At 48.4% G+C, this 23,353-nt stretch carries 23 protein-coding genes and 1 pseudogene; 16 read left to right on the top strand and 8 right to left on the bottom strand.

Annotated elements, in window-relative coordinates:
* Positions 1-64: 64 nt before the first annotated feature.
* The 3 genes from HMPREF3168_RS05835 to HMPREF3168_RS05825 all read right to left on the bottom strand — a co-directional run bounded on the left by HMPREF3168_RS05835 (position 65) and on the right by HMPREF3168_RS05825 (position 2,810).
* The gene (locus tag HMPREF3168_RS05835; protein WP_256388598.1) at positions 65-814 is read right to left on the bottom strand and encodes a C69 family dipeptidase; all 750 of its coding nucleotides are present in this window, start codon (positions 812-814) and stop codon (positions 65-67) included.
* Positions 815-942: 128 nt separating this feature from the next.
* A complete protein-coding gene (locus HMPREF3168_RS05830; protein WP_070489025.1) occupies positions 943-1,890 on the bottom strand; it encodes a sugar-binding transcriptional regulator in 948 nt (315 codons plus the stop codon).
* Positions 1,891-2,060: 170 nt separating this feature from the next.
* Positions 2,061-2,810, bottom strand: a complete 750-nt coding sequence (locus tag HMPREF3168_RS05825; protein WP_070489022.1) for an aggregation-promoting factor C-terminal-like domain-containing protein — start codon at positions 2,808-2,810, stop codon at positions 2,061-2,063.
* Between the two features lie 409 nt (positions 2,811-3,219).
* On the opposite strand from HMPREF3168_RS05825, the gene HMPREF3168_RS05820 reads away from it, so the two are divergent.
* Positions 3,220-5,751, top strand: a complete 2,532-nt coding sequence (locus tag HMPREF3168_RS05820; RefSeq protein ID WP_070489018.1) for a M1 family metallopeptidase — start codon at positions 3,220-3,222, stop codon at positions 5,749-5,751.
* Positions 5,752-5,821: 70 nt separating this feature from the next.
* On the opposite strand, the gene HMPREF3168_RS05815 is transcribed toward HMPREF3168_RS05820, so the two are convergent.
* Positions 5,822-6,454: a nitroreductase family protein gene (locus HMPREF3168_RS05815; RefSeq protein ID WP_070489014.1), complete on the bottom strand. Its 633-nt coding sequence runs from the start codon at positions 6,452-6,454 to the stop codon at positions 5,822-5,824.
* 171 nt (positions 6,455-6,625) lie between these two features.
* Here HMPREF3168_RS05815 and HMPREF3168_RS05810 point away from each other — a divergent pair, with 171 nt between their 5' ends.
* Positions 6,626-6,811, top strand: a complete 186-nt coding sequence (locus HMPREF3168_RS05810; protein ID WP_003613252.1) for a hypothetical protein — start codon at positions 6,626-6,628, stop codon at positions 6,809-6,811.
* Between the two features lie 210 nt (positions 6,812-7,021).
* Positions 7,022-8,386: a Rib/alpha-like domain-containing protein gene (locus tag HMPREF3168_RS05805; RefSeq protein ID WP_148129881.1), complete on the top strand. Its 1,365-nt coding sequence runs from the start codon at positions 7,022-7,024 to the stop codon at positions 8,384-8,386.
* Positions 8,387-8,478: 92 nt separating this feature from the next.
* Here the strand turns inward: HMPREF3168_RS05805 and HMPREF3168_RS05800 are convergent, their stop codons facing one another.
* Positions 8,479-9,690 carry a L,D-transpeptidase family protein gene (locus HMPREF3168_RS05800; protein ID WP_070489008.1) on the bottom strand — a complete coding sequence of 404 codons (1,212 nt, stop codon included), beginning with the start codon at positions 9,688-9,690 and terminating at the stop codon, positions 8,479-8,481.
* A 93-nt stretch (positions 9,691-9,783) separates the two neighbouring features.
* Complete coding sequence (locus HMPREF3168_RS05795; protein ID WP_035161457.1) at positions 9,784-10,419, bottom strand: hypothetical protein; 636 nt, start codon at positions 10,417-10,419, stop codon at positions 9,784-9,786.
* Between the two features lie 64 nt (positions 10,420-10,483).
* Between HMPREF3168_RS05795 and yaaA the strand changes: the two genes are divergently transcribed.
* The 5 genes from yaaA to HMPREF3168_RS05770 all read left to right on the top strand — a co-directional run bounded on the left by yaaA (position 10,484) and on the right by HMPREF3168_RS05770 (position 15,407).
* Positions 10,484-11,221: a peroxide stress protein YaaA gene (yaaA, locus tag HMPREF3168_RS05790; protein ID WP_035161459.1), complete on the top strand. Its 738-nt coding sequence runs from the start codon at positions 10,484-10,486 to the stop codon at positions 11,219-11,221.
* A gap of 179 nt (positions 11,222-11,400) precedes the next feature.
* Complete coding sequence (locus HMPREF3168_RS05785; RefSeq protein ID WP_070489005.1) at positions 11,401-12,804, top strand: FAD-binding oxidoreductase; 1,404 nt, start codon at positions 11,401-11,403, stop codon at positions 12,802-12,804.
* Positions 12,805-13,123: 319 nt separating this feature from the next.
* Positions 13,124-13,630 (top strand): TetR/AcrR family transcriptional regulator, encoded by a 507-nt coding sequence (locus HMPREF3168_RS05780; RefSeq protein WP_003613249.1) that lies wholly within the window; start codon positions 13,124-13,126, stop codon positions 13,628-13,630.
* A gap of 42 nt (positions 13,631-13,672) precedes the next feature.
* Complete coding sequence (locus HMPREF3168_RS05775) at positions 13,673-14,731, top strand: ABC transporter permease (RefSeq protein WP_070489001.1); 1,059 nt, start codon at positions 13,673-13,675, stop codon at positions 14,729-14,731.
* A 1-nt stretch (position 14,732) separates the two neighbouring features.
* A complete protein-coding gene (locus HMPREF3168_RS05770) occupies positions 14,733-15,407 on the top strand; it encodes an ABC transporter ATP-binding protein (RefSeq protein WP_003624674.1) in 675 nt (224 codons plus the stop codon).
* Between the two features lie 314 nt (positions 15,408-15,721).
* On the opposite strand, the pseudogene HMPREF3168_RS05765 reads toward HMPREF3168_RS05770, so the two are convergent.
* Positions 15,722-16,648: pseudogene (locus HMPREF3168_RS05765) on the bottom strand (helix-turn-helix transcriptional regulator); the annotation flags it as partial.
* Positions 16,649-16,739: 91 nt separating this feature from the next.
* On the opposite strand from HMPREF3168_RS05765, the gene HMPREF3168_RS05760 reads away from it, so the two are divergent.
* The 8 genes from HMPREF3168_RS05760 (at position 16,740) to HMPREF3168_RS05725 (ending at position 21,828) form a co-directional block, all read left to right on the top strand.
* Positions 16,740-17,132, top strand: a complete 393-nt coding sequence (locus tag HMPREF3168_RS05760; RefSeq protein WP_003613215.1) for a pyridoxamine 5'-phosphate oxidase family protein — start codon at positions 16,740-16,742, stop codon at positions 17,130-17,132.
* Between the two features lie 390 nt (positions 17,133-17,522).
* Positions 17,523-17,822, top strand: coding sequence for a LytTR family transcriptional regulator DNA-binding domain-containing protein (locus HMPREF3168_RS05755; protein ID WP_070488994.1), 300 nt, complete (start codon positions 17,523-17,525; stop codon positions 17,820-17,822).
* 106 nt (positions 17,823-17,928) lie between these two features.
* Positions 17,929-18,426, top strand: a complete 498-nt coding sequence (locus tag HMPREF3168_RS05750) for a PTS sugar transporter subunit IIA (RefSeq protein ID WP_035161468.1) — start codon at positions 17,929-17,931, stop codon at positions 18,424-18,426.
* 174 nt (positions 18,427-18,600) lie between these two features.
* The gene (locus HMPREF3168_RS05745) at positions 18,601-19,395 is read left to right on the top strand and encodes a hypothetical protein (RefSeq protein WP_246825688.1); all 795 of its coding nucleotides are present in this window, start codon (positions 18,601-18,603) and stop codon (positions 19,393-19,395) included.
* Positions 19,382-20,080: a hypothetical protein gene (locus tag HMPREF3168_RS05740; protein ID WP_035165341.1), complete on the top strand. Its 699-nt coding sequence runs from the start codon at positions 19,382-19,384 to the stop codon at positions 20,078-20,080. Before HMPREF3168_RS05745 ends, HMPREF3168_RS05740 begins: the two co-directional genes overlap by 14 nt.
* Positions 20,073-20,717 carry a hypothetical protein gene (locus HMPREF3168_RS05735; protein WP_070488987.1) on the top strand — a complete coding sequence of 215 codons (645 nt, stop codon included), beginning with the start codon at positions 20,073-20,075 and terminating at the stop codon, positions 20,715-20,717. Before HMPREF3168_RS05740 ends, HMPREF3168_RS05735 begins: the two co-directional genes overlap by 8 nt.
* 3 nt (positions 20,718-20,720) lie before the next feature.
* On the top strand, positions 20,721-21,383 hold the full coding sequence (locus HMPREF3168_RS05730) for an ABC transporter ATP-binding protein (protein ID WP_070488984.1): 663 nt from the start codon (positions 20,721-20,723) through the stop codon (positions 21,381-21,383).
* Positions 21,367-21,828, top strand: a complete 462-nt coding sequence (locus HMPREF3168_RS05725; protein WP_050890777.1) for a hypothetical protein — start codon at positions 21,367-21,369, stop codon at positions 21,826-21,828. Before HMPREF3168_RS05730 ends, HMPREF3168_RS05725 begins: the two co-directional genes overlap by 17 nt.
* Positions 21,829-21,906: 78 nt before the next feature.
* Here HMPREF3168_RS05725 and HMPREF3168_RS05720 read toward each other — a convergent pair whose 3' ends face one another.
* Complete coding sequence (locus HMPREF3168_RS05720) at positions 21,907-23,307, bottom strand: C69 family dipeptidase (protein ID WP_070488981.1); 1,401 nt, start codon at positions 23,305-23,307, stop codon at positions 21,907-21,909.
* Positions 23,308-23,353 lie beyond the last annotated feature (46 nt).

The raw sequence follows: 23,353 nt of genomic DNA, 5'->3' as shown, positions 1-23,353 counted from the left end.
ACATACAACTGAGCGCACAAGGCATTTCCCTGTGAAAAAGCCTAAAAAAATCCCCTAGTTTCGGCTAGAGGACAAGAATATGTTCATTCGTGTTCACTTGAATATTAATGGATATGTTTTTGAATTCGGAGGAAAGCACCTGGCCAACCTTGGCTGGGCTGACTTTCTTGTCCGGCTTGAGGAAGAGGGTGTAGGACTTCTTGGTAATTGACGGCTTCTTGCTTGGCGTCAAGATTCTCTGTCCATCCCACATTCTTGGCCGGTTGTAGATGGCGTCGGTCTTGTCATTGGTGCCAAAATCCTTAGCGTAGTTGACCGTGCCTTTTGCATAGCCGGCCAGCTTAATCTTCTTGTTCTTGGACCAGGCCTTGAACTTCTTGATTAGGTTGGTTGAGGCCATGTAATTCTTGGAGTCCTTAAGGTTCAGCTTGCCGATCACCATTTGGTTAGGGATGACGGCATACTTGTTGTCTGGAACTCTGACAGCTGCCCAGGTGTGGCCGGAGCCGATTTCCATGTACCAGATTTCGTTCTTATCGCTGAAGATGACCCCGCTGTTTTCGGCGCTGCCTTGCTTTTCAACGATCTGGCCCAGGCGCTTGACGCCTTCTTTAGCGGAGTGGATGTAAGGCAGGACCACGTCCAGCATGGAAGCTTCAGAGATCCCGTTCTTGACTAGGTTGTCAGCTTTCAGCCCCTTCTTGTTGGTCGTACCTGATTCCGTAGCACTCATAGCCACGTTTTCGCTGTTGATCCCGCTTTCGCCAAAAATCCACTGGCCATTTTCCTGCTCGCCGTCTGGCGTGCTGGAAATTATCGGAAAATGAGAAAGACTTTTACATACAAAATAGGGGATAGTTAGATTATACCGGTTGAAAAAAGGGCCGGCTCTTTTTCGGAGCTGGTCCTTTTGCCTGCTAAGCAGGGAAAATAATTAATTTTTTACCGGCCGCTTTCTTCCTGCAGCTGCAGTACCCGGTCAGCGATGGTTTCACTGGTGACTAGGTGGGTGATGATGCCGGACTTGAGGGCACCCAGGAGGGCTTCAGACTTAAAGCGGTCGTTGACCACGACGAAGCGGACCGGGGTTTTGACAATCTGCTGGTCGGAGATGCCGATGATCTTGTCAGTAATTGAACTGAAGAAGTGGCCTTCATGGTCGTATGGCCGGCCGAAGATCATGCCGGAGATGCTCTTTTGGTGGATGTTCTTGAAGAGGAGGCTCTCGTATTTTTCGTGCAGGAAGCTTTCTTCTTCAAAGGCTTGCAGGGTGCCCAGGCTGGCGACCAGGAGGTCCATGTTGTCGTAGAGCTCATCCAGCTGCTCGTAAAAAGGTTCCTTCTTGATCAAGTTGACCAGGTCGGGGTTGGAGGAGTAAAGGGGAGCGGGCAGGGCGCGGAAGTGGCCCCCGCATTGGGCAGCGGCGATGCTTTCCAGCGGATTCTTGCGGCCGTTGCCCTGGAGAGGATAGCCAACCAGCTGGACGAAGGTCAGGTCATCGTTTTTAACTTCCGTAAAGGAGTTGATGATGTCGAGCATGGTCGTGCCCCAGGTGATTCCGACGTTCTTGCTGGACTGCATGTAGCTCTGGATCTGTTCAGCGGCAAAGCTGACGATCTTTTCGCTGTCCTGGTTCTTGGTCTCCAGCTTCTTTAAGATAAAGGCTTCCTTGAGGCCAAACTGCTGGCGGAAACTCTTTTCCAGGCCGGAATTCCGCTTGGCTCCTTCCCTGATGTTGATCTGGACGATGCCGGTCTTTTCAGCATCGCTTAAGGCCTTGTCGATGAGGTAGCGGGACAGGTTGTATTTGGCGGAAATTTCGGCGATGTTGAGTTTGCTGATGTAGTAGTCGTGTGCGATGTTCGCAAGCTGGTCGTTGCTGAGCTGCATGATTTCCTCCCAATTTTAGACATTTAAAAGACTATTTAAATATTGTAAAGCAAAAGGTTACTTTTGTAAAATAAGTAAAAAGGTATCACTTTTTGAAAAAGGAAAAAAGAACTAAAAAGGGTAAAAAAGAAGGGGGAATCAATCGATTCCCCCTTCGGCATTGTCTGATTTTAGTACCAGTTGTGAGCCAGCCAGAATCTCTTGGCGTTGACCCATGAACCGTAACGGCCGTAAACGTAGCGGTCAGCAGTCCGTTCTTGGTTCTTCTTGGACAGGTCACCGCCCAGGTAAGAAATCAAGAGTTGGTAGCGGCCGTAACAACTGCCGTTTCTGGCAGTGTAGTAACCGCCTGATTCCCGCATAGCGATCCAGTACTTAGCTGCCTTTTCAGTTGACTTCTTAGCAGCCTTCTTCTTAGCGGCAGCTTTCTTCTTGGCAGCGGCCTTCTTCTTAGCGGCGGCTTTCTTAGCAGCAGCTTCAGCAGACTTCTTAGCCGCGTCGTCTTGCTGGTCAGTTGCCTGGCTTTGGTCAGCGCTGGCAGTTACAGCTGCGGTAGCGGCCTTAGTAGTCTTCTTAGTTGCCTTCTTCTTAGTTGCCTTCTTCTTAGTTGCCTTCTTCTTAGTAGTCTTCTTAGCAACCTTCTTGACTGCCTTCTTCTTGGTCTTCTTAGCAACCTTCTTTACCGTGCTGGTTGAAGTCGCGCTAGAAGTAGAAGTGCTTGAGCTTTGGTTAGCAGCGCTAGACTGGCTTGCGGCCCGGTCTTGGCTGGCTTGTTGGTCTTGACTAGTTGCAGTTGCTGATTGTTGGGTAGAACTTGCGTCATTAGTAGCCGCTGAAACGTTAGCGGCGGGAGCAACCACGAGGGCAGCTGCAAAAGCAGTTGCTGATAAAACTTTCTTGAAATTGTGTTTGAACGTCATATGGTAGAAACTCCTCACATGCTTCTCTTAAAAACTAAGTCTATGCTACTAAAGGAATATGACAGGACTGTTACAAAACGACCACAGCTCGTTAACAATCGGGTAAAATGAACATTTCTTTGGCAAAAAGATCATAAAAAAGACGGAAACAGGGCTGAAATTATCATTTTAAGCGCTTTAAATTAGACATACAGATAAGTAACATTAGTAACAATTGTCAAGAGAATGAAATAAAAGGAATTAATTTTCGTTAGAAACTGAACTGGCTGATCGAGTCCAAGGGGCTGAGGTAGACGAAAAAAAGATATTTTGCGTTAAATGGCTTTATTTGGCCTTTTTTTGCTAGAATAGAGAAGTGTGAATACAATATACGCGAGGAAAAATCAGACGCGGATTATAGGAGGAAACAATGGCTGTTAAGCGCTTTTACGAAACATTCCATCCAGATCACTACGATCTGTACATCGACGTTGACCGGGCAGCAAGATCTTTCTCAGGGACTTCCACCATCCATGGTGAAATCCAGGAAGAAACTGTCTTGGTCCACCAAAAGTACATGACCATCAGCAAGGTCACTGTTGACGGCAAGGAAGTGCCGTTTACTTTTGGCGACGACTTTGAAGGCATCAAGATCGAAGCCGGCAAGACTGGGGAAGCGGTTATCGCGATCGACTACTCAGCGCCTTTGACTGACACTATGATGGGGATCTACCCGTCCTATTACCAAGTTGATGGCGTCAAGAAGGAACTGATCGGGACCCAGTTTGAAACTACTTTTGCCCGGGAAGCCTTCCCATGTGTTGACGAACCAGAAGCTAAGGCAACCTTCTCCCTCGCCCTCAAGTTCGACGAACACGAAGGCGAAACTGTTTTGGCCAACATGCCAGAAGACCGGGTAGAAAACGGCGTGCAATACTTTAAGGAAACTGTCCGCATGTCCAGCTACCTGGTTGCTTTTGCCTTTGGTGAAATGCGGTCATTGACCACCCACACCAAGAGCGGGGTCTTGATCGGGGTTTACTCAACTCAAGCCCACACTGAAAAGGAACTGACCTTCTCCTTGGACATTGCCAAGCGGGCAATTGAATTCTACGAAGACTTTTACCAAACTCCATATCCGTTGCCGCAATCACTGCAGCTGGCCCTGCCTGACTTCTCAGCCGGTGCCATGGAAAACTGGGGTCTGGTAACCTACCGGGAAGCCTACCTGCTTTTGGACCCGGACAACACCACTTTGGAAATGAAGAAGCTGGTTGCGACTGTGGTGACCCACGAACTGGCCCACCAATGGTTCGGTGACCTGGTAACCATGGAATGGTGGGACAACCTCTGGCTGAACGAAAGTTTCGCCAACATGATGGAATACCTGTCAGTTGACCACCTGGAACCTAACTGGCACATCTGGGAAATGTTCCAGACTTCTGAAGCAGCGGCTGCCTTGACCCGGGATGCAACCGACGGGGTACAGTCAGTGCACGTGGAAGTTAATGACCCGGCTGAAATCGACGCCCTTTTTGACGGGGCCATTGTTTACGCCAAGGGGTCAAGAATGCTGGTCATGGTCCGGTCACTTTTGGGCGATGAAGCCTTGAGAAAGGGCTTGAAGCGCTACTTTGACGAGCACAAGTTTGACAACGCGGCAGGTGACGACCTCTGGGATGCCTTGTCAACGGCCACTGACTTGAACATTGGGGAAATCATGCACACTTGGCTGGACCAGCCAGGCTACCCAGTGGTGAATGCTTTTGTTGAGGACGGCCACTTGAAGCTGACTCAGAAGCAATTCTTCATCGGTGAAGGCAAGGAAGTCGGCCGCAAGTGGGAAATTCCGCTTAACGCTAACTTCAAGGCACCGAAGATCATGTCAGACGTTGAACTTGACCTGGGTGACTACCAGGCTCTGCGGGCAGAAGCCGGCCACGCTCTGCGCTTGAACGTGGGCAACAACTCCCACTTCATCGTGAAGTACGACCAGACTTTGATGGACGACATCATGAAGGAAGCCAAGGACTTGGATCCAGTTTCCCAATTGCAATTGCTGCAAGACCTGCGGCTTTTGGCAGAAGGCAAGCAGGCTTCATACGCTGACGTGGTACCAGTTCTGGAACTCTTCAAGAACTCAGAAAGCCACATTGTCAACGATGCTCTGTACACGACTGCTGCTAAGCTGCGGCAATTTGCCCCAGCCGGCAGTGAAGCTGACAAGAACCTGCGGGCTCTGTACAACGACTTGTCCAAGGACCAAGTTGCCCGTTTGGGCTGGCTGCCTAAGGCAGGGGAAAGCGATGAAGACATTCAGACCCGGCCATACGTTTTGTCTGCTAGCCTTTACGGCCGCAACGCTGATTCAGAAAAGCAAGCCCACGAAATCTACGTGGAATACGCTGATAAGTTGGCAGAACTGTCCGCTGACATCCGGCCATACGTTTTGATCAACGAAGTTGAAAACTACGGGTCAAGCGAATTGACTGACAAGCTGATCGGTTTGTACCAGGCAACCAGTGACCCATCATTCAAGATGGACCTGGAAGCCGCGATCGTGAAGAGCAAGGACGAAGGCGAACTGAAGAAGATCGTTTCCTGGTTCAAAAACGCTGAAATCGTTAAGCCGCAGGACTTGCGCGGCTGGTTCAGCGGCGTTTTGTCCAACCCGGCAGGTGAACAGCTGGCCTGGAACTGGATTAGAGACGAATGGGCATGGTTGGAAAAGACGGTCGGCGGCGACATGGAATTCGCTACCTTCATCACTGTCATCTCCCACGTCTTCAAGACCCAGGAACGCTACGACGAATACAACGCCTTCTTTACTGACAAGGAAAGCAACATGCTGCTGAACCGGGAAATCAAGATGGACCGGAAGGTCATCGCTAACCGGGTAGACTTGATTGCCAGCGAACAAGCTGACGTCAACGCCGCGGTTGCTGCTGCTTTGCAAAAGTAATTGAATAGAGCATAAGAAAACTGTTTCCGGTAAGAGCTGGAAACAGTTTTTTTATGTATTCAGACTAAGTTTAGGCGAATTCCGTCACGTCTTTGACATCATAACGGACAGTATCTGGAACAACTTCACTTGGGTCCGGTTTGCCAATGGAGATGGCCATCACTGGAATGTATTGTTCTGGGTCCAGGCCAAATTGTGCTGCAGCCTTGCTTGCATCATAGCCAGCCATTGGGTTGGTTTCGTAGCCGTGTTCACGGGCAACCAGCATCAGTTGCATGGCAACGAGTGAGGCATCAACCATTGCGTCTGCAACTAACATTTGCCGGTCAGCCTTTTCGTAAAGTGGAAGGAAGGTGTTAACCGCGGCATCGCGTGCTTCTGGAGTTACCTTCTTTTCTTCTACCATGCCATTCCACAGGTCACGATACTTCAGATATGACTTAGTGTTACCGAAAACCATGATCGTGGCTGGAGCAGTGTCAACTTGAGGGTAATTGAACGGCATTAATAAATCGTGAAGCTTCTTCTTGCCTTCTGGAGTGTCGACAATAACAAAGTGCCAGGACTGCAGGTTGCAGGCACTTGGAGCAGAGATAGATTCATTAATGATTTCCAGCAATTCGTCACGGGAAATCTTCACGCTGGAATCATAGTGCCGGATAGACTTTCTGTTTTGCATGATATCTTTAAAATCGTTGTTCATTTTATTACCTCAAAGAATGTACGATTACATCTACATTTACATTGTAACCGATTGCACATAATAAACAACCATGTTTTACTGAAAATATTTTGTATCATCCGAACCGGAGAAAGCGCTATAATATAAGTAGTAAGAAATGGTCAGAGATGTGTGAGAAATAAGGTGAGCAAAATGAAGATGAAGCATGCTAAGAGAATCGCCCTTTTGCTGGCTTTAGGCTACGCTGGTGGCCAGGCTTTGAAGCGGTCAGCCCCATTCTTGAAGGGCGTGCAGGCAGGGATCCTCATGGAGAAGGGGAAGAGAAAGCTCAAGGAGAGCGAACCTGTCCAGAAACTTAAGGAATTAGCTGATAAATAGAAAATAATGTACGCGTGGTTCTAGTTGAAACACATCTCCATTCTTAGACTAGTGTAATGTCATACTGACATTTAAAACATGTGCAATCAGAACTATAGCTGCTGATATAGATTCGCATGCGTAGTATCCGTGTCAGTATTATTAAGATATCATCATGACACTACACTAGTGCCACGCGTATTTTGTGGAATGTAATTGAGGATTAGGAATATGAAAATGAAACTTAGTCGTATTCTGACGCTTATAGTAGCGTTAGGTTTATTAGGTAGTGCTTTTGAAACGATGTCTAGTTCAGTACAGCCAGCTGAAGTTGCAGCGGCTCAAAAGAAGACTGCTAAGAAGAAAAAGACAAAGAAAACTACTTCAAAATCTAAGAAGAAGTCAAAGAAGACGACAAAGAAGGCCACTTCAAAATCGAAGAAGAAGTCAGTAAAGAAGGCCACTTCAAAATCGAAGAAGAAGTCAGTAAAGAAGACTACTTCAAAGCCAAAGAAGAAGCCGGCAAATAAGACTACTTCAAAGTCGAAGAAGACTACTTCAAAGCCAAAGAAGAAGACTTTAGCAGACCGTTACAAACCATCAGTCAGAAACTTTAAGAAGATAAAAGTAGGTGTGAGAGCATCAAGTGATATTTTTATAAAGAATAAAGAATCACTTCCTGCAAATACTACGTTTAAATTTAGTAAAGAACCTAATTTTAATAAAGCGGGATCATATACTACAACTATCATTGCTCGTTATTCAGATGGATCAAAATCTATTTCAAAACCATTTGTTGTAGTAGTTATACCAAAAACTGACGCTGATTTATATGAACCTACTGTTAAAGATGGGGAAGCCTTTACTGGAGTTAGATTTGAAAGTGGTTCTTTAGTCACTAATAAAGGTGAGCTTCCAAAGGATACCTGGTTCAGTATAAAAACATCTGGAGACTTCAATAAGGTTGGTATGTATTCAGCTCAAGTGATAACTCATTACCCCGACTATTCTAAAGATACTTCAAAGCCAGTGAAAGTTAGAGTGTCTGAAGGCTTTTCGGTTGAAACTTCTGAAGATCAATATTCACCAAATAGCAGATATTTAATGGCTAAAGTTACAAACAAGTCCAATAAAACATTAAATTTTAGAGAAAGCGTAGTAGGAAAAGATAGTCATGGCAATAATCTTGATGGTCTAGCAGGTGTGGAACGTGGTCCAGTTGCACCAAATCAGACAGTTGTGTTATGGGAAAACCTTTATGATGAAAAACCATATTACTACGACCATATTGATTATGAAATACATGCAACAGACACTACGCATGAATCTGCAAATTCTAATTTAAAGGTACAAATTGTTCAAAAAGAAGATAGTGGTTTTTGCATACAGACAACAAACATAGGATCTAAGAAGATTTACTATCCGGAAGTATATGTGTTTGTCTATAAGAATGGTAAAGTATTTTATGAACAGGAGAGACTGTTAGCAGGCGACGATAAAGATGGATTGGAGCCAGGTGAGTCACATACTATAGGATTTAATGTTAGTGATTATGATGATGTAGAATTATCTTACACGTCATCGTATGACAAATAGTTTTCGATGATTAACCCACTAACCTTAACTTAACCAAAAAAGGATCTACCTTCTCGATGAAGATAGATCCTTTTTCATATGTAATTTATTTCTTAGTAAACGATCACAGGCATGTGCACCTTAACCGCGTCCCAAACGGACTTGATTTCACTAGGCCGGATGTTGACGCAGCCGTGTGACCCGCCTTTCAGGTAGGCCGTGCTTGACCAGTCGGTCCGCCATGACGCGTCGTGCAGCCCGCAGCCGCTCATCGTAAACGGCATCCAGTAGCTGACCTTAGAAGCGTAGTTCGATCCGTTGTCGTTCTGCCCTCTTAAAGTAGCGTCCTGCTGCTTGTACATGATGTACCAAACCCCAGTAGGCGTAGCGTTGTCGCCCTTGTTGGCCGTCCCCGTAACCACGTCAGATACAGTTACGACCGCCTTGCCGTTGACAACCACCCACATGTCCTGGCTGGCGATTGACACAACCACATAGTTGTTGCCCAGCCCATTGTTGCTCTTGCCGTAGCCCAGACCTTGCGTGGTGTAGCCTTCACCATAGATGTGGTTCTTCCCGTCAATGGTCTTCTTGCCAGTCTCATAAGCTGACAGAACCGCCTTCTTGGCGCTGGCCGTCCAGATCCCCCAGCCGTAGCTCTGGTTGGTAACGGTGATGGTTGACCCGGCTGGCGTCTTGAACTTGTAGCTCTTGCCCAAAGTCTTGACTTCCTTGTCCATGGCGTTCAGTTTCGCCGTCAGCTTGCTTGCGTCGTCGTAGTGGACAGCGCCGCTGTAGTAGCTGACTTGGGTTAAGTAGTCTTTAGCTGCCAGGGTAAAAGTCTTCCCCGCCACAGAGTAGTCCACGCTGGCCGCGGTAATGGCCTTCAGCTTGCTCTTGCCCTTCTTCAGAGCCGTGTTCTCGTAATTGTAGCTCTGGTCAGTCGGCAGCTGGGTGTACTGCTTGTCAAAGTACTTCTGGACCTGCTCCTTGCTGATAGTTGTCAGCTTGCTGTCACGAACAGCACTGATCTTGCCGTCCTTGTAGACCAGCTTGTTGACAGCCTTGTCCTGGATCTTTTCGACCGCTTGGTCAACCGTCAGCTTGCCCACCTTGACGCCATAGATAGTGACGTTAGCGTTGAAGTGCTTCTTGTTGTATGCCACCTGCTTCTTGTTTTCCGCCAGAACGGTTGCCTGGTGCTGTTGGTAGGCATTGTGGCCCCAAATACCCGCGCAGGCCAGGACGATAACCGCCACACCCGCGATAATCAGGTATTTGCTGCCTTGAGTATTTTTCTTCCGGTAGTCTTTGCGAGAAGTCATTAATAACTCCAATCTGTTCATTCAAAAGATTGTGTTCAGTATAATACGAATCTCTTAGCGATTAAAATGTACGGAGAGATATTTAATATGAATTTAAAATTTTGTCTCCGCGATATCGTCCTCCGGCCGGTGGCCTTGAATCCGCACCAGTTGCCAGGCAAAAGGACTTTCTTGCTTCTTTAACTGAACCGTCAGGACTCCGTTTTCAAAAACGAATTCACATTCTTCCCGGCCGTCGATCCATTCGATCCGGTTTGGCGCTTCCGTCAAGCCAGTCACCTTGACCTCTGCAGGATAAGGGGCCTTTAAGAAAAGGTAGGCCTGGTAAGGCGCGTGCCGGTTGGTCAAGACAAAAGCCTCTGCCGCGTCAGCTGACAAGTCACTTTCCTGGCCTTCATTAACCGCGTGGCCAAACTTGTGCATCCAGGCGTTCAAAGCGTCTAAAGTCGCTTGGTCAGCTTCGTCTTCGCCGTCCACGTCAACGACTAAGGCCTGGCCGGCCTTTCTGGCAGCTAGCAAAGCGTCCACGACTTCATCTGCCTTGTAGTGCTGGCCAGCTTGGTCTGGCAGGTAGGCGATGGTGTACTTTTCGCAGGCCGCTTTTAATTCTTCCCGGCCGCTGACGGCGCGGGCACCGATGTCCCTTGCCCGGCGGACCAGAGCATCCGCGTTTACATTTGCCCCAGTTGGGTTAAAATTTAAGATAATCGCAAAATCAGGGTTGATCATGCTTGCTCCTCCTTATTGTTAAACACATGTTTTATTTTACTAGATTATTAATAGGATGTAAAAAATGAAGATTGTAATTTCCCCCGCTAAAAAAATGCAGATAGACGGCGGCTTTTTGCCGAAAAGCCAGCCCGTCTTCCTCGACCAGGCTGAGGAGCTTTGGTCCTATTTGCATTCCTTAGATCAAGCTGATCTGGAAAAAGTCTGGCGGGCCAATGCCAAAATCACCGAAGAAGCCCGGCAGATGCTGGCTGCTGACCTAACTCAGCCGCAAGTACCAGCCCTCTTTGCCTACAGTGGCCTGCAGTACCAGTACCTGGCCGCCGATGTTTTAGACGAAGCCGGGCTAGACTACCTGGATCAGCACCTGCGCGTTTTGTCCGGTCTTTACGGCAGCCTTCGCCCCTTTGACGGGATCGTGCCCTACCGCCTGGAAATGAAGAGCCCCCTGCCTGCCTTTAAGTATAAGAGCCTTTATGAATTCTGGGGAGAAAAAGTTTACCAAGAGCTCTACCAAGATGATTCCGTGGTCCTCAACCTGGCTTCCAAGGAATACAGCCATCTCCTGACTCCGTTCTTAAAAGAGGGAGACCGCTTGCTTGAGGTCGTCTTCCAGGAAGAGAAAAACGGCAAATGGCGGACCCAGGCAACTCATGCCAAGATGGCCCGGGGCCGTTTAGTCCGTTGGCTGGCGGAAGGGGGCCGGGACTTGTCCGACCTGCCGGATTTTACCGACTTCGGCTATGCCTTTGCCCCTGACCAAAGCGGGGCAGACCGGGTCGTTTTCCGGAAGAAGGCATGACGATTTTTCACAAAGTGCGAAAAAAGAAAAAATTTTACACTTTTAAAGGGCTGGAAAGCGCTTGCTGACCAGCCTTTTTTCTTTTGTGCAATAAATCATAAAATTGACAACGCTTTCAGATGTGATTTAATAGAAACGGAGATTGAAACACAAAAAAGAAAACTGTAAGGTGAGCTAGAATGGAATATCATAAGTTAACTGCTGAAGACATTGAAAACTTGCGCGGCATGATCGCCGACCCAGAACGTTTTATTACTGAAGTAACTGAACACTGGGACCACGACCAATTCAAGACTGTCCGGGCTATGCCTGACCTGGTAATCCAGCCAACCACGGCTGAAGAAGTAGCCAGCGTCTTGAAGTACGCAAGCGACCACGAAATTGCCTTGACTCCACGGGGTAACTCAACTGGTTTGATGGGGGCTAACTTGACTGTGCACGGCGGGATCTCCCTGGACATGGTTAAGATGAACAAGGTTATCGACTACGACCCAGCCAGCTTGACTATCACTGTTCAACCAGGCATCCGTTTGAACCAACTGGAAGAATTTTTGGCAGACAAGCCATTTACCTACATGCCAGCACCAGCCATGCACTGGGCTACTGTAGCCGGCAACATCAGCACCAACGCCGGTGGCCTCAAGGCCATCAAGTATGGCGTAACCCGGGAACACATCCGGGAAGTCAAGGTTGCCTTGACTGACGGCAAGGTCTACAAGTTCGGTTCCAAGTCAGTTAAGTCATCATCCGGCTACTCCTTGAAGGACCTGATCATCGGTTCTGAAGGGACTTTGGGCGTGATCACTGAAGCTGTTCTCCGTCTTTACCCAAGACCAAAGCACGCTTTGAACGCCATCATTTCTTTCCCGACTTTGGACGATGCCATCCAGTCAGTGCCAGCTATCTTGGCTTCCGGCGTTGTGCCAACCACTGTTGAATACATGGGCCGCAAGGTCTTGAACCTGTGGGAAAAGTACTACGACGCTACTTTCCCAATCAAGGAAGGCGACGGCTTCATCATCCTGGGCATCGACTCCTTCACGGCCAGCGACGCTGAAGCCCAATTGGCTCAAGCTTTGGAAGCAGTCAAGCCATTCCACGCTTTGAAGGAAACTGTCTTGAACGCTGAATCAGACGAAGCCAAGACCATCTGGGACGCCCGTGAAAAGCTGCTTTTGGCCATCCAAAAGTCAACTCCTAAGATGGACGAAGTCGACGTTTCCGTGCCGATCAACAAGATTCCGCTGGTTCTGCACCGGATCGAAGAACTGGAAAAGGAAGAAGACATGCGGATTCCTAACTTCGGCCACGCCGGCGACGGTAACCTGCACATCTACCTTTGCTCAGACGATATGACTGACGACGAATTTGCCAAGAAGGGCGACATCATTATCTCCGAACTCTACAAGACCGCCAAGTCAGTGGACGGCAACATGTCCGGTGAACACGGGGTTGGCTACGCCCGCCAGAACTACTACGAAGACTTCTACGGCAAGGACTACACCGACTTGCTCAGAAAGGTTAAGGGCCTCTTCGATCCTAAGGGCATCCTTAACCCAGACAAGATCTTCCCGTTAGACTAAAGCACGGCTCCCTCCGCGCGGCAAGCTTCAAAAATCCGAAGCAAAAATAATCAAGAACTAGTCAACTAAGCAAATCAAGAATTAACCAAAAAACGAAAAGAACAAGTACCTAACAGTAAGTACATAAAAACAACAAAACAACAAAACAACATTTTAATTTTTAAGCTTCACAAATTAATTATCACAGGGAAGGGCTGCTCCGGCAGCCCTTTTTTGTGCAAGAAAAATGACACTGCGTCACTTTTTATGTTGACACGATGTCACTTCAGGTATATACTAGAAAGCAGTTGAAGGTGACACGGTGTCACGGAGGTGAAAAATGGTCAAGGCAACTTTTGAGAATTTAAGTAAAGACAAGCAGGACCGGGTAACAGAGGCCCTGCTCAAGGAATTCAGCGCCCATACTTTGGCCAGCGCCCAGGTGGCGCGGATCGTCAAGGAAGCCGGGATTGCCCGGGGGGCCTTTTACAAGTACTTTGAGGATTTGACGGATGCTTACCAGTACCTGTTCAAGCTGGCTATGCGGGACCTGCACACGGGTCTGACCGGCCGGATGGGGGCAGACGAGCTCTATCAGATGACCAAGGACTTTGTGACCAAGGCTACTGGCAGCCAGTACTATGACTTGATCCGCCTGCACTACGCGGCTAACGAGGCGCTTTTGCCAAGCAGCAGGCCCAACAAGCAGATGCCGGCCTGTGCCTGGGCGGCCATGGCCCTGTCACACGAGGCGATCAAGGAAGCCTTGCTGGACCCGGACAAGGCAGATTTTTACTTAGACCGGGAGCATGAGGCTTTAGAGAAGCTCTTTAGCCAACATAAATAGGCAAGCTGGGAAAAGACATAAGAAAGGAAGAAAGCAGAAAAAATGTTTTTAGCACTAAAAGAGATCAAGCATGAAAAGATGCGGTACGGCTTGATCGTCTTCATGATTTTTCTGATCGCGTACATGATTTTGGCAACCTGGGGCCTGGCATACGGCCTGGCCCGGGAAAACACGGTGGCTTTGGAAGGCTGGCAGACCAAGAGCATGGTCTTGAACAAGAACGCCAACCTGTTTATGAACAGTTCGATTTTGACCAAGGACGACTTGAAGAAGATCGACCTGACTGACAAGGAAGCCGTGGTCGGCGAACTGCAGGTAGTGGCCAAGAAGAAGGGCAAGACCGGGATTAACGCCCAGTACATGGGGGTTAAGAAGGGCGAATTTATCTACAAGGACCAGGATGTAATTGCTGGCCGACGGGCTAAGAGCAAGTACGAAGTCACGGCTGACAGCAGCTTTAAGGACAAGGGCTACAAGCTGGGCGACAAGGTGACCTTGAACGGGTCAGACCACAAGTACACGATCGTCGGCTTCGTCAAGGATGCCAAGATTAATATTGAACCGATCATGTATGGCTTTTTGCCGGCATGGAAGGAATTAAAGAACGTGGCACCGGGGATTGAAGCTTCCGGGATCATTTCCCAGCGGAAGCTGTCTGTTAAGGGGAAGAACTTCAAGACTTACGGGATTAAGGAATTTACGCAAAAACTGCCGGGCCACTCTGAACAGAACATGACTTTTGAATTGATGATTGCTTTCATGTTCATCATTTCCCTGGCCATCGTGGCAGTCTTCCTGTACATTTTGACTATCCAGAAGCTGCCGAACTACGCGGTTCTGCGGGCACAGGGCGTGCCGGCCAAGACTTTGATCTGGGCCACGGTCAGCCAGAGTCTGCTTTTGGTAACGAGCGCTTTGGTCCTGGCTCTTTTGGCAATCTGGGGCACGGCGGCCGCGATACCGGCATCTGTTCCGATGGCCTTTACGCCAGGGATTTTCGTGGCGACGATCGGCGGGATGTTGGTAATGGGTCTGCTGGGCGGGCTTAACCCAGTTAGAACGATTTTGAAGATTGACCCGGTACAGGCAATTGGAGGCTAAGATGGCAGCGATTGAAATTAAGAACGTGAAAAAAGTTTACGGGCAGGGGGATGCAGCGACGGTTGCCCTCAAGGGGGTCGACTTCAGCGCGGATACTGGCAACGTGGTTCTGTTGATGGGACCAAGCGGGGCCGGGAAGAGCACCCTGCTGACGATTATGGGTGCCTTGCAGACCGCGACGAGCGGGAAGGTGGAAATCGACGGCCAGGACATCAGCCGGTTGAAGGAAAAGGACCGCAGCCGCCTGCGTTTGAACAAATTGGGCTTTATTTTGCAGGCCTACAACCTGGTGCCTTACTTGACGGTTAAGGAACAGTTCCAGCTGGTGGACAAGGTGAAGAAGACCGGCAACTTGCGCCAGGAAGAATTAAAGGATCTTTTGGCTGACCTGGGGATTGAGAACCTGGTCAAGAAGTATCCGGAGAACTTGTCAGGCGGGCAGAAGCAGCGGGTGGCAATCGCCCGGGCCATGTACGCCAACCCGAAGATTTTACTGGCTGATGAGCCAACGGCATCACTGGACAGTGAACGGGTGGAAGAAGTCGGCCGCTTGTTTAAGAAGCTGGCCAAGGATGACGGGAAGGCGATCATTTTGGTCACACACGACCCGCGGCTGGAAAAATACGCTGACCACATCTATGACATGATGGACGGGCAGTTGACACAAAGAAAATAACAGAAGAAGGCTCCGCTCAGGCGGGGCCTTTTTTGACCGGATACGCAGAAAAATGACCGGATTTGAATTTTTGGCGGAAAAATCTGGAAAAAGGTTGTGATTAAATAAGAAAACGAGTGAGAAATGTGAGGTCGTTAGGGATGGAAAAATAAACGTGGGAGTGCTAATGACACTTCCACGTTTATTTTTATTCTGAATCCTACAAAAGTCAAAAGAACCGTACTACCCAAATTTTGGATAATACGGTTCTTTTTTAGATGTCAATCCCTTAACTTAATGACATTGGATTGGAATATAGTCCAATTAGGGGCTTTTTAGCTGTATTGGTCAAGTATGGCAGCCAGCCGCTCTTTAAAGCTCCTTCTTAGCTCTTCTGGCGTGATGATTTTCGCATTCAGTCCAAAAGTCAAGAGATAGTCAATTAAGTACTCAAAGGTGCGTGGCGTATATGACCCGGTCAAATAAGTAGTCCCGCCTTCATGCTCAAGCTGCATATTTGGGTAGAGATTTTTCAAAAAATGTTCCTGGCCCCGGTGGTTGAGGAGAATTTTAAATTCCTGGCCTGAATTGTCGTGTTCAAACTCTAGCTGCTTTTGCTTCAATTCAGCCAAACTAAGCTTATTAGGAACGGCAGCCTGCTCAGTACAATCCTGCAATTGGTCGCAGCGGTAGTTCCAAAAGGCCTGGCCCACCAAGTCATAGGCCGCAAACAACCAGTTGCCATCCCTAAAAAAGAGTTGGCAGGGTTGCAGCAGGACTTGCTGGCCCTTGAAGTTGGCCCGGACCAGGGAGTCGTGCAGGATTGACTCCATCAGCAGGCGCAAGTAAGGGTTGTGGTGAACTGCCGGGGTGTTGAAGAAGGAAACCGCTGCTTGTGAGGCTAAGGCCTGCTGCTGCCGGCTCGCTGCCAGGTTCTTGAGCAGCTTTTGGCTGATCATCTGGAAAGATTCGTTAAACGGGGTTTCTTTTAGCTGCTCCATGGCTTTGAGCGCGAAAAATATCGCGGCAACCTCATCCGAATTGAAGTATATCTTGGTCAGCAGGTCCTCTTGAATCAGTGAATAGCCGCCAGCCCGGCCTGCTTCGGCGTATAAGGCCAAGCCAAGTTCCTCCAGGCTGGCAATGTCCCTTAGGGCCGTCCGCTTGGAAATCTGAAAGCTGTCCATTAGGTCCTGCAGGTTAAAGCGCTTCTTGTCACTTAAAAAAATCAGCTCTTGATTAAGCCGCTCAGATTTTTTTAATTTTTTCTCCTTATTTTTGCTAAAAGGTGCCGTAAATTGTCACCTTTTCATTTTATGATATCTACAACAAGAAGAAAAGGAGAATTTAAATATGTTAGAAGAAAGCACTACTTTAACCCAAAACTTTTTGGAGGTAATCAGCGATCCGCAACCAGTAACGATCGTTTCCTACCAAGCCAGTCCAGCTCATGTGGTCAACACCTGGAGCAGCTACATCAAGGTGGTTGATGACTCAACCTTCCTCGTGCCTGCTGCTGGGATGCGGTCGATTGAAGCAGATATTGCGGCTCAAAACAGCCAGCTGATCCTGACCTTCGGCTCCATGAAGTTTGAAGGCACTGAAGGTCCAGGCCGCGGCTACCACGTTTATGCTACTGGCGAATTCGTTGAAGCCGGCGAGTACTTTGACCTCATGAAAGCCGATCTGCCTTGGTTGCGGAAGGTCCTGGTTGTCCACGTGCAAGAAGTTAAGCAAAAAATCTAAACTAAATAACTGACAAGAAAACCCCTTGGTTAGATGAAAATCAACCAGGGGGTTAGTGTTTAGGAGCTTTTTGACCATCTCCGGCTTGGGCTGAATGAACTGTCGACATGTTTCCAGCTTGTATCACCATACGGCCGGATGATTGGCAAGGCTTTGCAGCAGCTTAATGTAGTTGCTTGATGCAAACGATACGAAGACACTGAACGGTCTAAGCAGCACCAGCTTGGACTATCAAAAGATCTTGCAGTCCAAATTAAGTTGGCAAGGCATTGCTAAAGAAACAGGAATCCCCTATTCTACAGTTAGGACGATGGTCCAGCCCGACTAGACCTCCGGAATACCAGCATTGTCCTAAATGGCAAGCTGTTCACTGATGAAAAGTACCAAGACATGTCAACCACGGCCAAGCTTATTTATGGCTATCTGATTCGCCCTGCGCAAAAGCGCTACAAGGATGAAGCGGGAAGAGTTGATGAAGAAAATGATTTTTTGGCTAAGATATCCCAGTCTTGTCTGATAAACCCCAAAAATGTAGTGGCGATCAACTTGCGCAAACGGACTATTGTCATGCTAAATGGTGAGAGCCTCAGCTTTTCACGGAGGTTCCGGCATGAAATGGACAAATTGGTTGACGAATATAATTGGAAGGTCGAAATGGCGGCCAAAACGGCTGCTCCGTTAGGAAAATGACAATTGTTAGCGGGAACATATAGCAAAACTACCATCAAAATGATAAACTAGACAGTGATGATTCCGCTTACATATTTTAGTCTGAATATCATTTTGAGGTTGATTTATGTTTAGAATTTTTGATTTGCTAAAGAGCAGGGCCCGGCTGAGCAAGGTTCTGGCTCCGGTCCAGGGCAGGTTGTTCCCGCTCGAGGACGTCAACGATGAGATTTTTGCTAGCAAGGGACTGGGCGAGGGCTTCGCGGTTCAGCCGTCCAGCGACTTGATCTACGCTCCCTTGAACGGCACGGTTACTTCTTTGTTTCCGACCAACCATGAGATTGGCATCCGGACCAAGGAAGGACTGGATCTCTTGATCCACCTGGGTTTGAATACGGTAGAGCTAGGCGGGGTCGGCTGCGACATTTTAGTTGAAGCCGGCCAGGAAGTTAAAAAGGGGCAGCTATTGGCGACGATGAACCGCAAGCTGCTCCGCGGTCTCGGCTACGACGATACGGTGATCGTGACTTATACCAACGACCGTATCCTGAAAGGGGTCTCGGCACCGGTCTTCTTTAGGGAGATCAATGCCAAAAGAGCGGTCCAGACGATCAGCTACCATTAATTTAGATGAAGAAAAAGGCGTGAACGCTGCAGGGATGCGGGTTCACGCCTGTTTTTGTATTTAACATAATAAAAAAGTGATTTTCATCTAAATAAAATCTTAACTTGTAAACAAGAGATGACAGAACTACAATTTTTATTGACTATTAATTGTTCAATATGGAGGAGGATAATTGTGTATATTAGAGAGCGACTAAAGTCGCCAAAAGTGTATATAGGGATAGTAATAGGCACGATAATTGTGCTTTCTCATTTTATTTCTGACTATTTCGTAATTAAACCACAGCTAGATGGAAACGTTACTTTTTTCACGCCGTATACACGATGGATTGGCTATGATACTGCTGCAATGACAACTTTTTATTATACTTTGTTGCCATTGTTAGCCTGTTTGACAGCCAACCAGCTTTTCTATCAAGATCTAAAAAGTGGTTTTATCAAGCATGCGGTTAAAGAACAAGGAGTCGCAAAGTACAGCCTTTCCCACTTGGGGATCAGCTTCTTGGCAGGCTTTTTGACAGTATCCTTGCCGCTGCTCCTGGACTTTGTGCTTTATTACTGCAGCTTGCCTAATATGAAGCCAGATCCTGTTTTAAATATGAGCGCGGGTGTTACGTCAGATTTAACCTATCTTGCTGGTCTGTACTATTCAAATCCCTTGCTGCACGTAGCTTTCTACCTATTCCTGGCAGGACTTGCCGGGGGCTTGGCCGCTACCATTTCTTTGGCTGTAACGTGCTTTATCAGCAATTATTTTACTGATGTAGCCATGGCCTTCCTGTTGTCGTTGATTCTTAACGCCTTTTCAGCAGCAACGACTTCGGCACTTTTTTCGCCAAACCTTTTTGTCATACCAGTTTGCCCGCTTTACATTCCTTCTTTATCGATAGCTCTGTCAGAGCTACTTTTAGGAACGCTTCTGTTTAGCTTGATCTATCTTTATGGGGTAAGACGCCATGTCTTTAGTTAACTACTTGCGGCAAAAGAGCGGATCCTGGCTGGCGATAAAAAGTATCTTGTTTGTGCTGATCTGGGCAGGGGTTTACACAATTTTGATTCTGTCAAATGCAAAAATCGTTGAGCCTGGCACGCCTGCTTTAAGCAATGCCCGTTTGACTGTCAGCAATCTTCACAACCAGCTTTATTTCTTTGCCCCTTTGCTGATAGTCAGCAGCCTGCTTTTCTTCAGCCGCCCTCAAAGCGTTGAATTTTTCTACTTGACCTTGAAGAAGCGGCTGCGGCAGTACTTGCTGATCTATACCATTCTTGAAACCATCCTGCTCATCAGCAGCTTTTTACTCAGCTTCGTGATTTCAGCTTTTGTGACGAAAGCGCCACTGGCTTCACAAATCGGCTTAGAAACCTTGCTCTTGCTGGCGCATTATTTAGGCGTTTTTGCCTTGCTCTTCTTTTTAGAGACCGCGATCTTCCTGGCTGGTAAATTGCGGGCTGGAGCGGCAATTGAAGCCTTGCTTTTGCTGGATGCCTTTTGCCTGGACCGGTTGGGCTGGTCTGTTTTCTTAAATCATGGTCTGGCAATTGTTCCTGGCCAGGGCTTCTTCGTGACCGCTCCGGCAGTCTACTTGGCTTATGACCTCTTGCTTTACTACTATCTGGCCAGCCGGGCCTTCTACCAGGAGGTCAAATATGCTTAACAAGACCCTATTAACAAGGAACTTGCAGCTGTACTGGCATAACATCAAGTTCCGCTTTCTTATCGTTTATCCGGCAATGCTCTTGCTTTTGACCTTTAAAAGCTGGCAGGGGATGGCCGGGATCCGGCTCTTTTCCGGCGTTTTGCAGGTCCCAGGAGCAATCGTCTTTCCTTTTGACTGGCTCTTTATAATGCTGGCTGTCTTTTTAATCATTGGTGACAGCCCCCGGGAGCTCTTCCTGAAGGACTATCCAATTGTTAGTCGGGTTCCTGCTGGCAGCTATCTGGCGACGATTTATTTTATGAATACCAGCTTGACGGTCATGATTTGGCTGACTTGGCAGCTTTTTGGTGGCTTGCCGCTAATCTTTTCTTTAGAAATGCTGTTGATTTTTCTGGCATTGACTGCCCTGTACGCCAGTTTGCAGTTCTTTGTCTCATCCTTGCTGGATCTGGGACTGTACGCGGCAGCATTTATACTGGCGATTCTGGTCAACCAGTTGCCTTTTCTGTCCAGCTTGATGTATTTGCGCTACTCAGCTCACTGGGCAGACGGTCTGCTTGGTTCTTGCCTCTGCCTGTTGGCAGCCTGGATTCTCAGCCAAATGATAAAATATATCGATTTTTCTTTGGAGTAAAAAATGACGAAAATTATAGAAGTTGACCATGTCACTAAGCGCTTTAAAAACAAACTGGCCCTTAATGACGTTTCCTTCAGCATTGATGCTGGCAAAATTTATGGCTTCCGAGGCCCCAACGGGTCAGGCAAGTCCGTGACCTTCAAAACCGTTCTCGGCTTTATCCGGCCAAACTCCGGGACTGTCAAAGTTTTGGGCAAAAAAATCCGCCAGGACGTCATCTTTGCCCCGGACACCGTCTTCGCGATTTCTGAATACGGCCTGCTGGAAGACAAAACCGGCCTGGAAAACCTCAACCTGCTCAAAGTCTTGAACGATGACCAAAGCAGCCAGGCAGAAGCGATCTTGCAGCGGGTAGGCCTGGATCCAGCCAATCCCTTGAAACTGAAAGAGTATTCTCTGGGCATGCGGCAGCGGCTTTTGATCGCGGCCGCCCTCCTAGGCGACAAGCAGATCCTCCTTTTTGATGAGCCAACCAATGCCCTCGACGAAGATGGGCAGGACTTTTTGGCCCGGCTCCTGCTGGAATTGAAGGACCAGGGCAAGACCATCCTCGTCTCCAGCCATGACAAAGACTTCCTTAACCGGGTCGCCGACCACATCTTCGTCTACAGTGAAGGCAAGATTGTCAAAGAATTGGAGCAAGATCATGAAGTTGAAGCATAAAGGAATCTGGTTCTCTGCAATCTTTCTCTTGTGCCTGCTGGGCCTTTTCCTAAGCAAAAAACATATCGACCAAGTCTACCAGAACTTGCAGGTCTCCCAAACTGAAGTCAGTCAGACTGCCTATAGCAAGGTTAGCCAGAATCTGGCTGTCAAAAGCGGGCAGGGCAAGACTGAAGGAGGCAACTATCTGGCAACCATCTACGTCAAGGCCAAGACTGGGCAGAAGCTGTCCAGAAATGATTTCTACCTTTATCAAGGGCTGAAAGAGGGAGCGACAATGATCGACTCTTTAAAAATCAATGGTCAAGCAACTAGCCGCCTGCGATCCGGCGTAAACAAGGTCCAGGTCAAAGCCCCGAAAAACGGCAATGAGCAATATCTCTATTTGCTCGTTAACCCCCAAAAAGGCAAGTACGTCAAATATCATTTCAATCTGCAAAAATGAAAAATAGAAGTTAGAACAGCAAAAAATAGGCGCGAAAGCAGCAATGGTGCACTTTCACGCCTTTTTTAATATGCTTTTTTACAAGTTCGGGTCCATCTGGAAGCTGAGCGGGGAATCGCCCGTCTGCTGGGTAATCAAGTTGCTGATCAGCTTGTTGTAGATGTCCGTCACCGTCTTGGCCATCTTGGCATTGGCCTCATCCGCGATCGCCGTGGCCTGGCTTGGGTCAGCATGCAGCTTCTGGTCGTATTCATGGCGGAGGCGCAGGACCTTTTCCTTGGCTTCCGTCTGGGCGTTGGCCAGTTCCTTGCCGTACTTGCCCCAGTTCCGGTCAACCAGAACCCCAGCCAGCTTGAAGATCCAGTAGGCAGAGTTCGGGCTGTAGTCGACCTTGCCATTGCCCCACATGTAAGGCACCTTGGTCCCCTGCGGGAAGAAGGGAATGTAGACGCTCTGCGCCGTAACCCCCATGGCCAGCCAGTGGTACATGTCCTCGCCCTTAAGCTGCAAGAGGTGGGATTCCTGGGTCGTCGCCACCCCGATCGGCCGGAAGCTTGCCTGGCCCGCGTTCTTCGGGTTGGTCAAGTCATATTCCGTATCGCTGTAGTGGCTGGCCAGTACCGTCTGGGCGTCCTGGACGCTGAGCGGCCGGTCCGCCTTTTGAATAAATGGCAGGTCAAAAGATTGCGGCTCCTGCTTAACTGACGGGGTCAGCAGCTTTTGCCCGTACCAAACCCGCGGGGTGTTGTAGTGCAGGTCGCTCTCGCTTCTCGTGCCAAAAATTTCCCGCCAGTTGAACTTGGCTTCCTTTGGCCACAGCTGGTGCTCATAAACGAATTCCTGCAGGCCGGCTGAATAAAGGAAGTTGGCCGGATCCTTAAAGTCGATCTCCTGAATTGACAGCTGGTTGGCAACCACCGTGTAGGAGTCGTCCGGAATTCTCTGGGCAACCCAGTGGTGGCCGGACCCGATTTCCAAGTACCAGGCCTCGTCTCTGTCCGCAAACAGAATCCCGTTTGATTCAGCCGCCCCGTACTTTTCCACGATTTCGCCCAAGCGCTTGACCCCTTCTTGGGCCGTCTTGACGTAAGGCAAAACAATAGTCACCATGGCTTCTTCCAGCAGGCCCTTTTCAGCGTCAAAGGGGTCGATGGCCAGAACCCGCTCGTTGGCATAAGCACTTTCCGGAGCACTCATTGCCACATGGTACTCATTGATCCCGTCTTCTTCAAAAAGCCCGTACTTTTTCGTCCATTCTGGAGTGGATGAATATGCAAAGGCCTCCTCTGGCAAATCAATTGTGAACTTGTTATCATGTGACTTGAAAGTCTGGGCTCCTGCTTGCCGCTGGTGGAAGGCCAGGTGCTTGGGCCAGGCCGTCCGTGAGTCTTCATTGCGGCCAATAATCACGCTGCCGTCAAGGCTGGCCTTTTTCCCGATCAAGATTGAAGTGCAGGATGAACGTCCGTGTGTTGTCATAATTTGTCCTCTTTTCTCCGAATCATAAAACTTACTAAATCTTGAT

The organism is Lactobacillus sp. HMSC08B12 (genome assembly GCF_001808415.1).
GTDB lineage: Bacteria > Bacillota > Bacilli > Lactobacillales > Lactobacillaceae > Lactobacillus > Lactobacillus delbrueckii.
The sequence above is the reverse complement of the archived record's forward strand: the minus strand, read 5'-3'. Positions and strand labels throughout refer to the sequence as shown.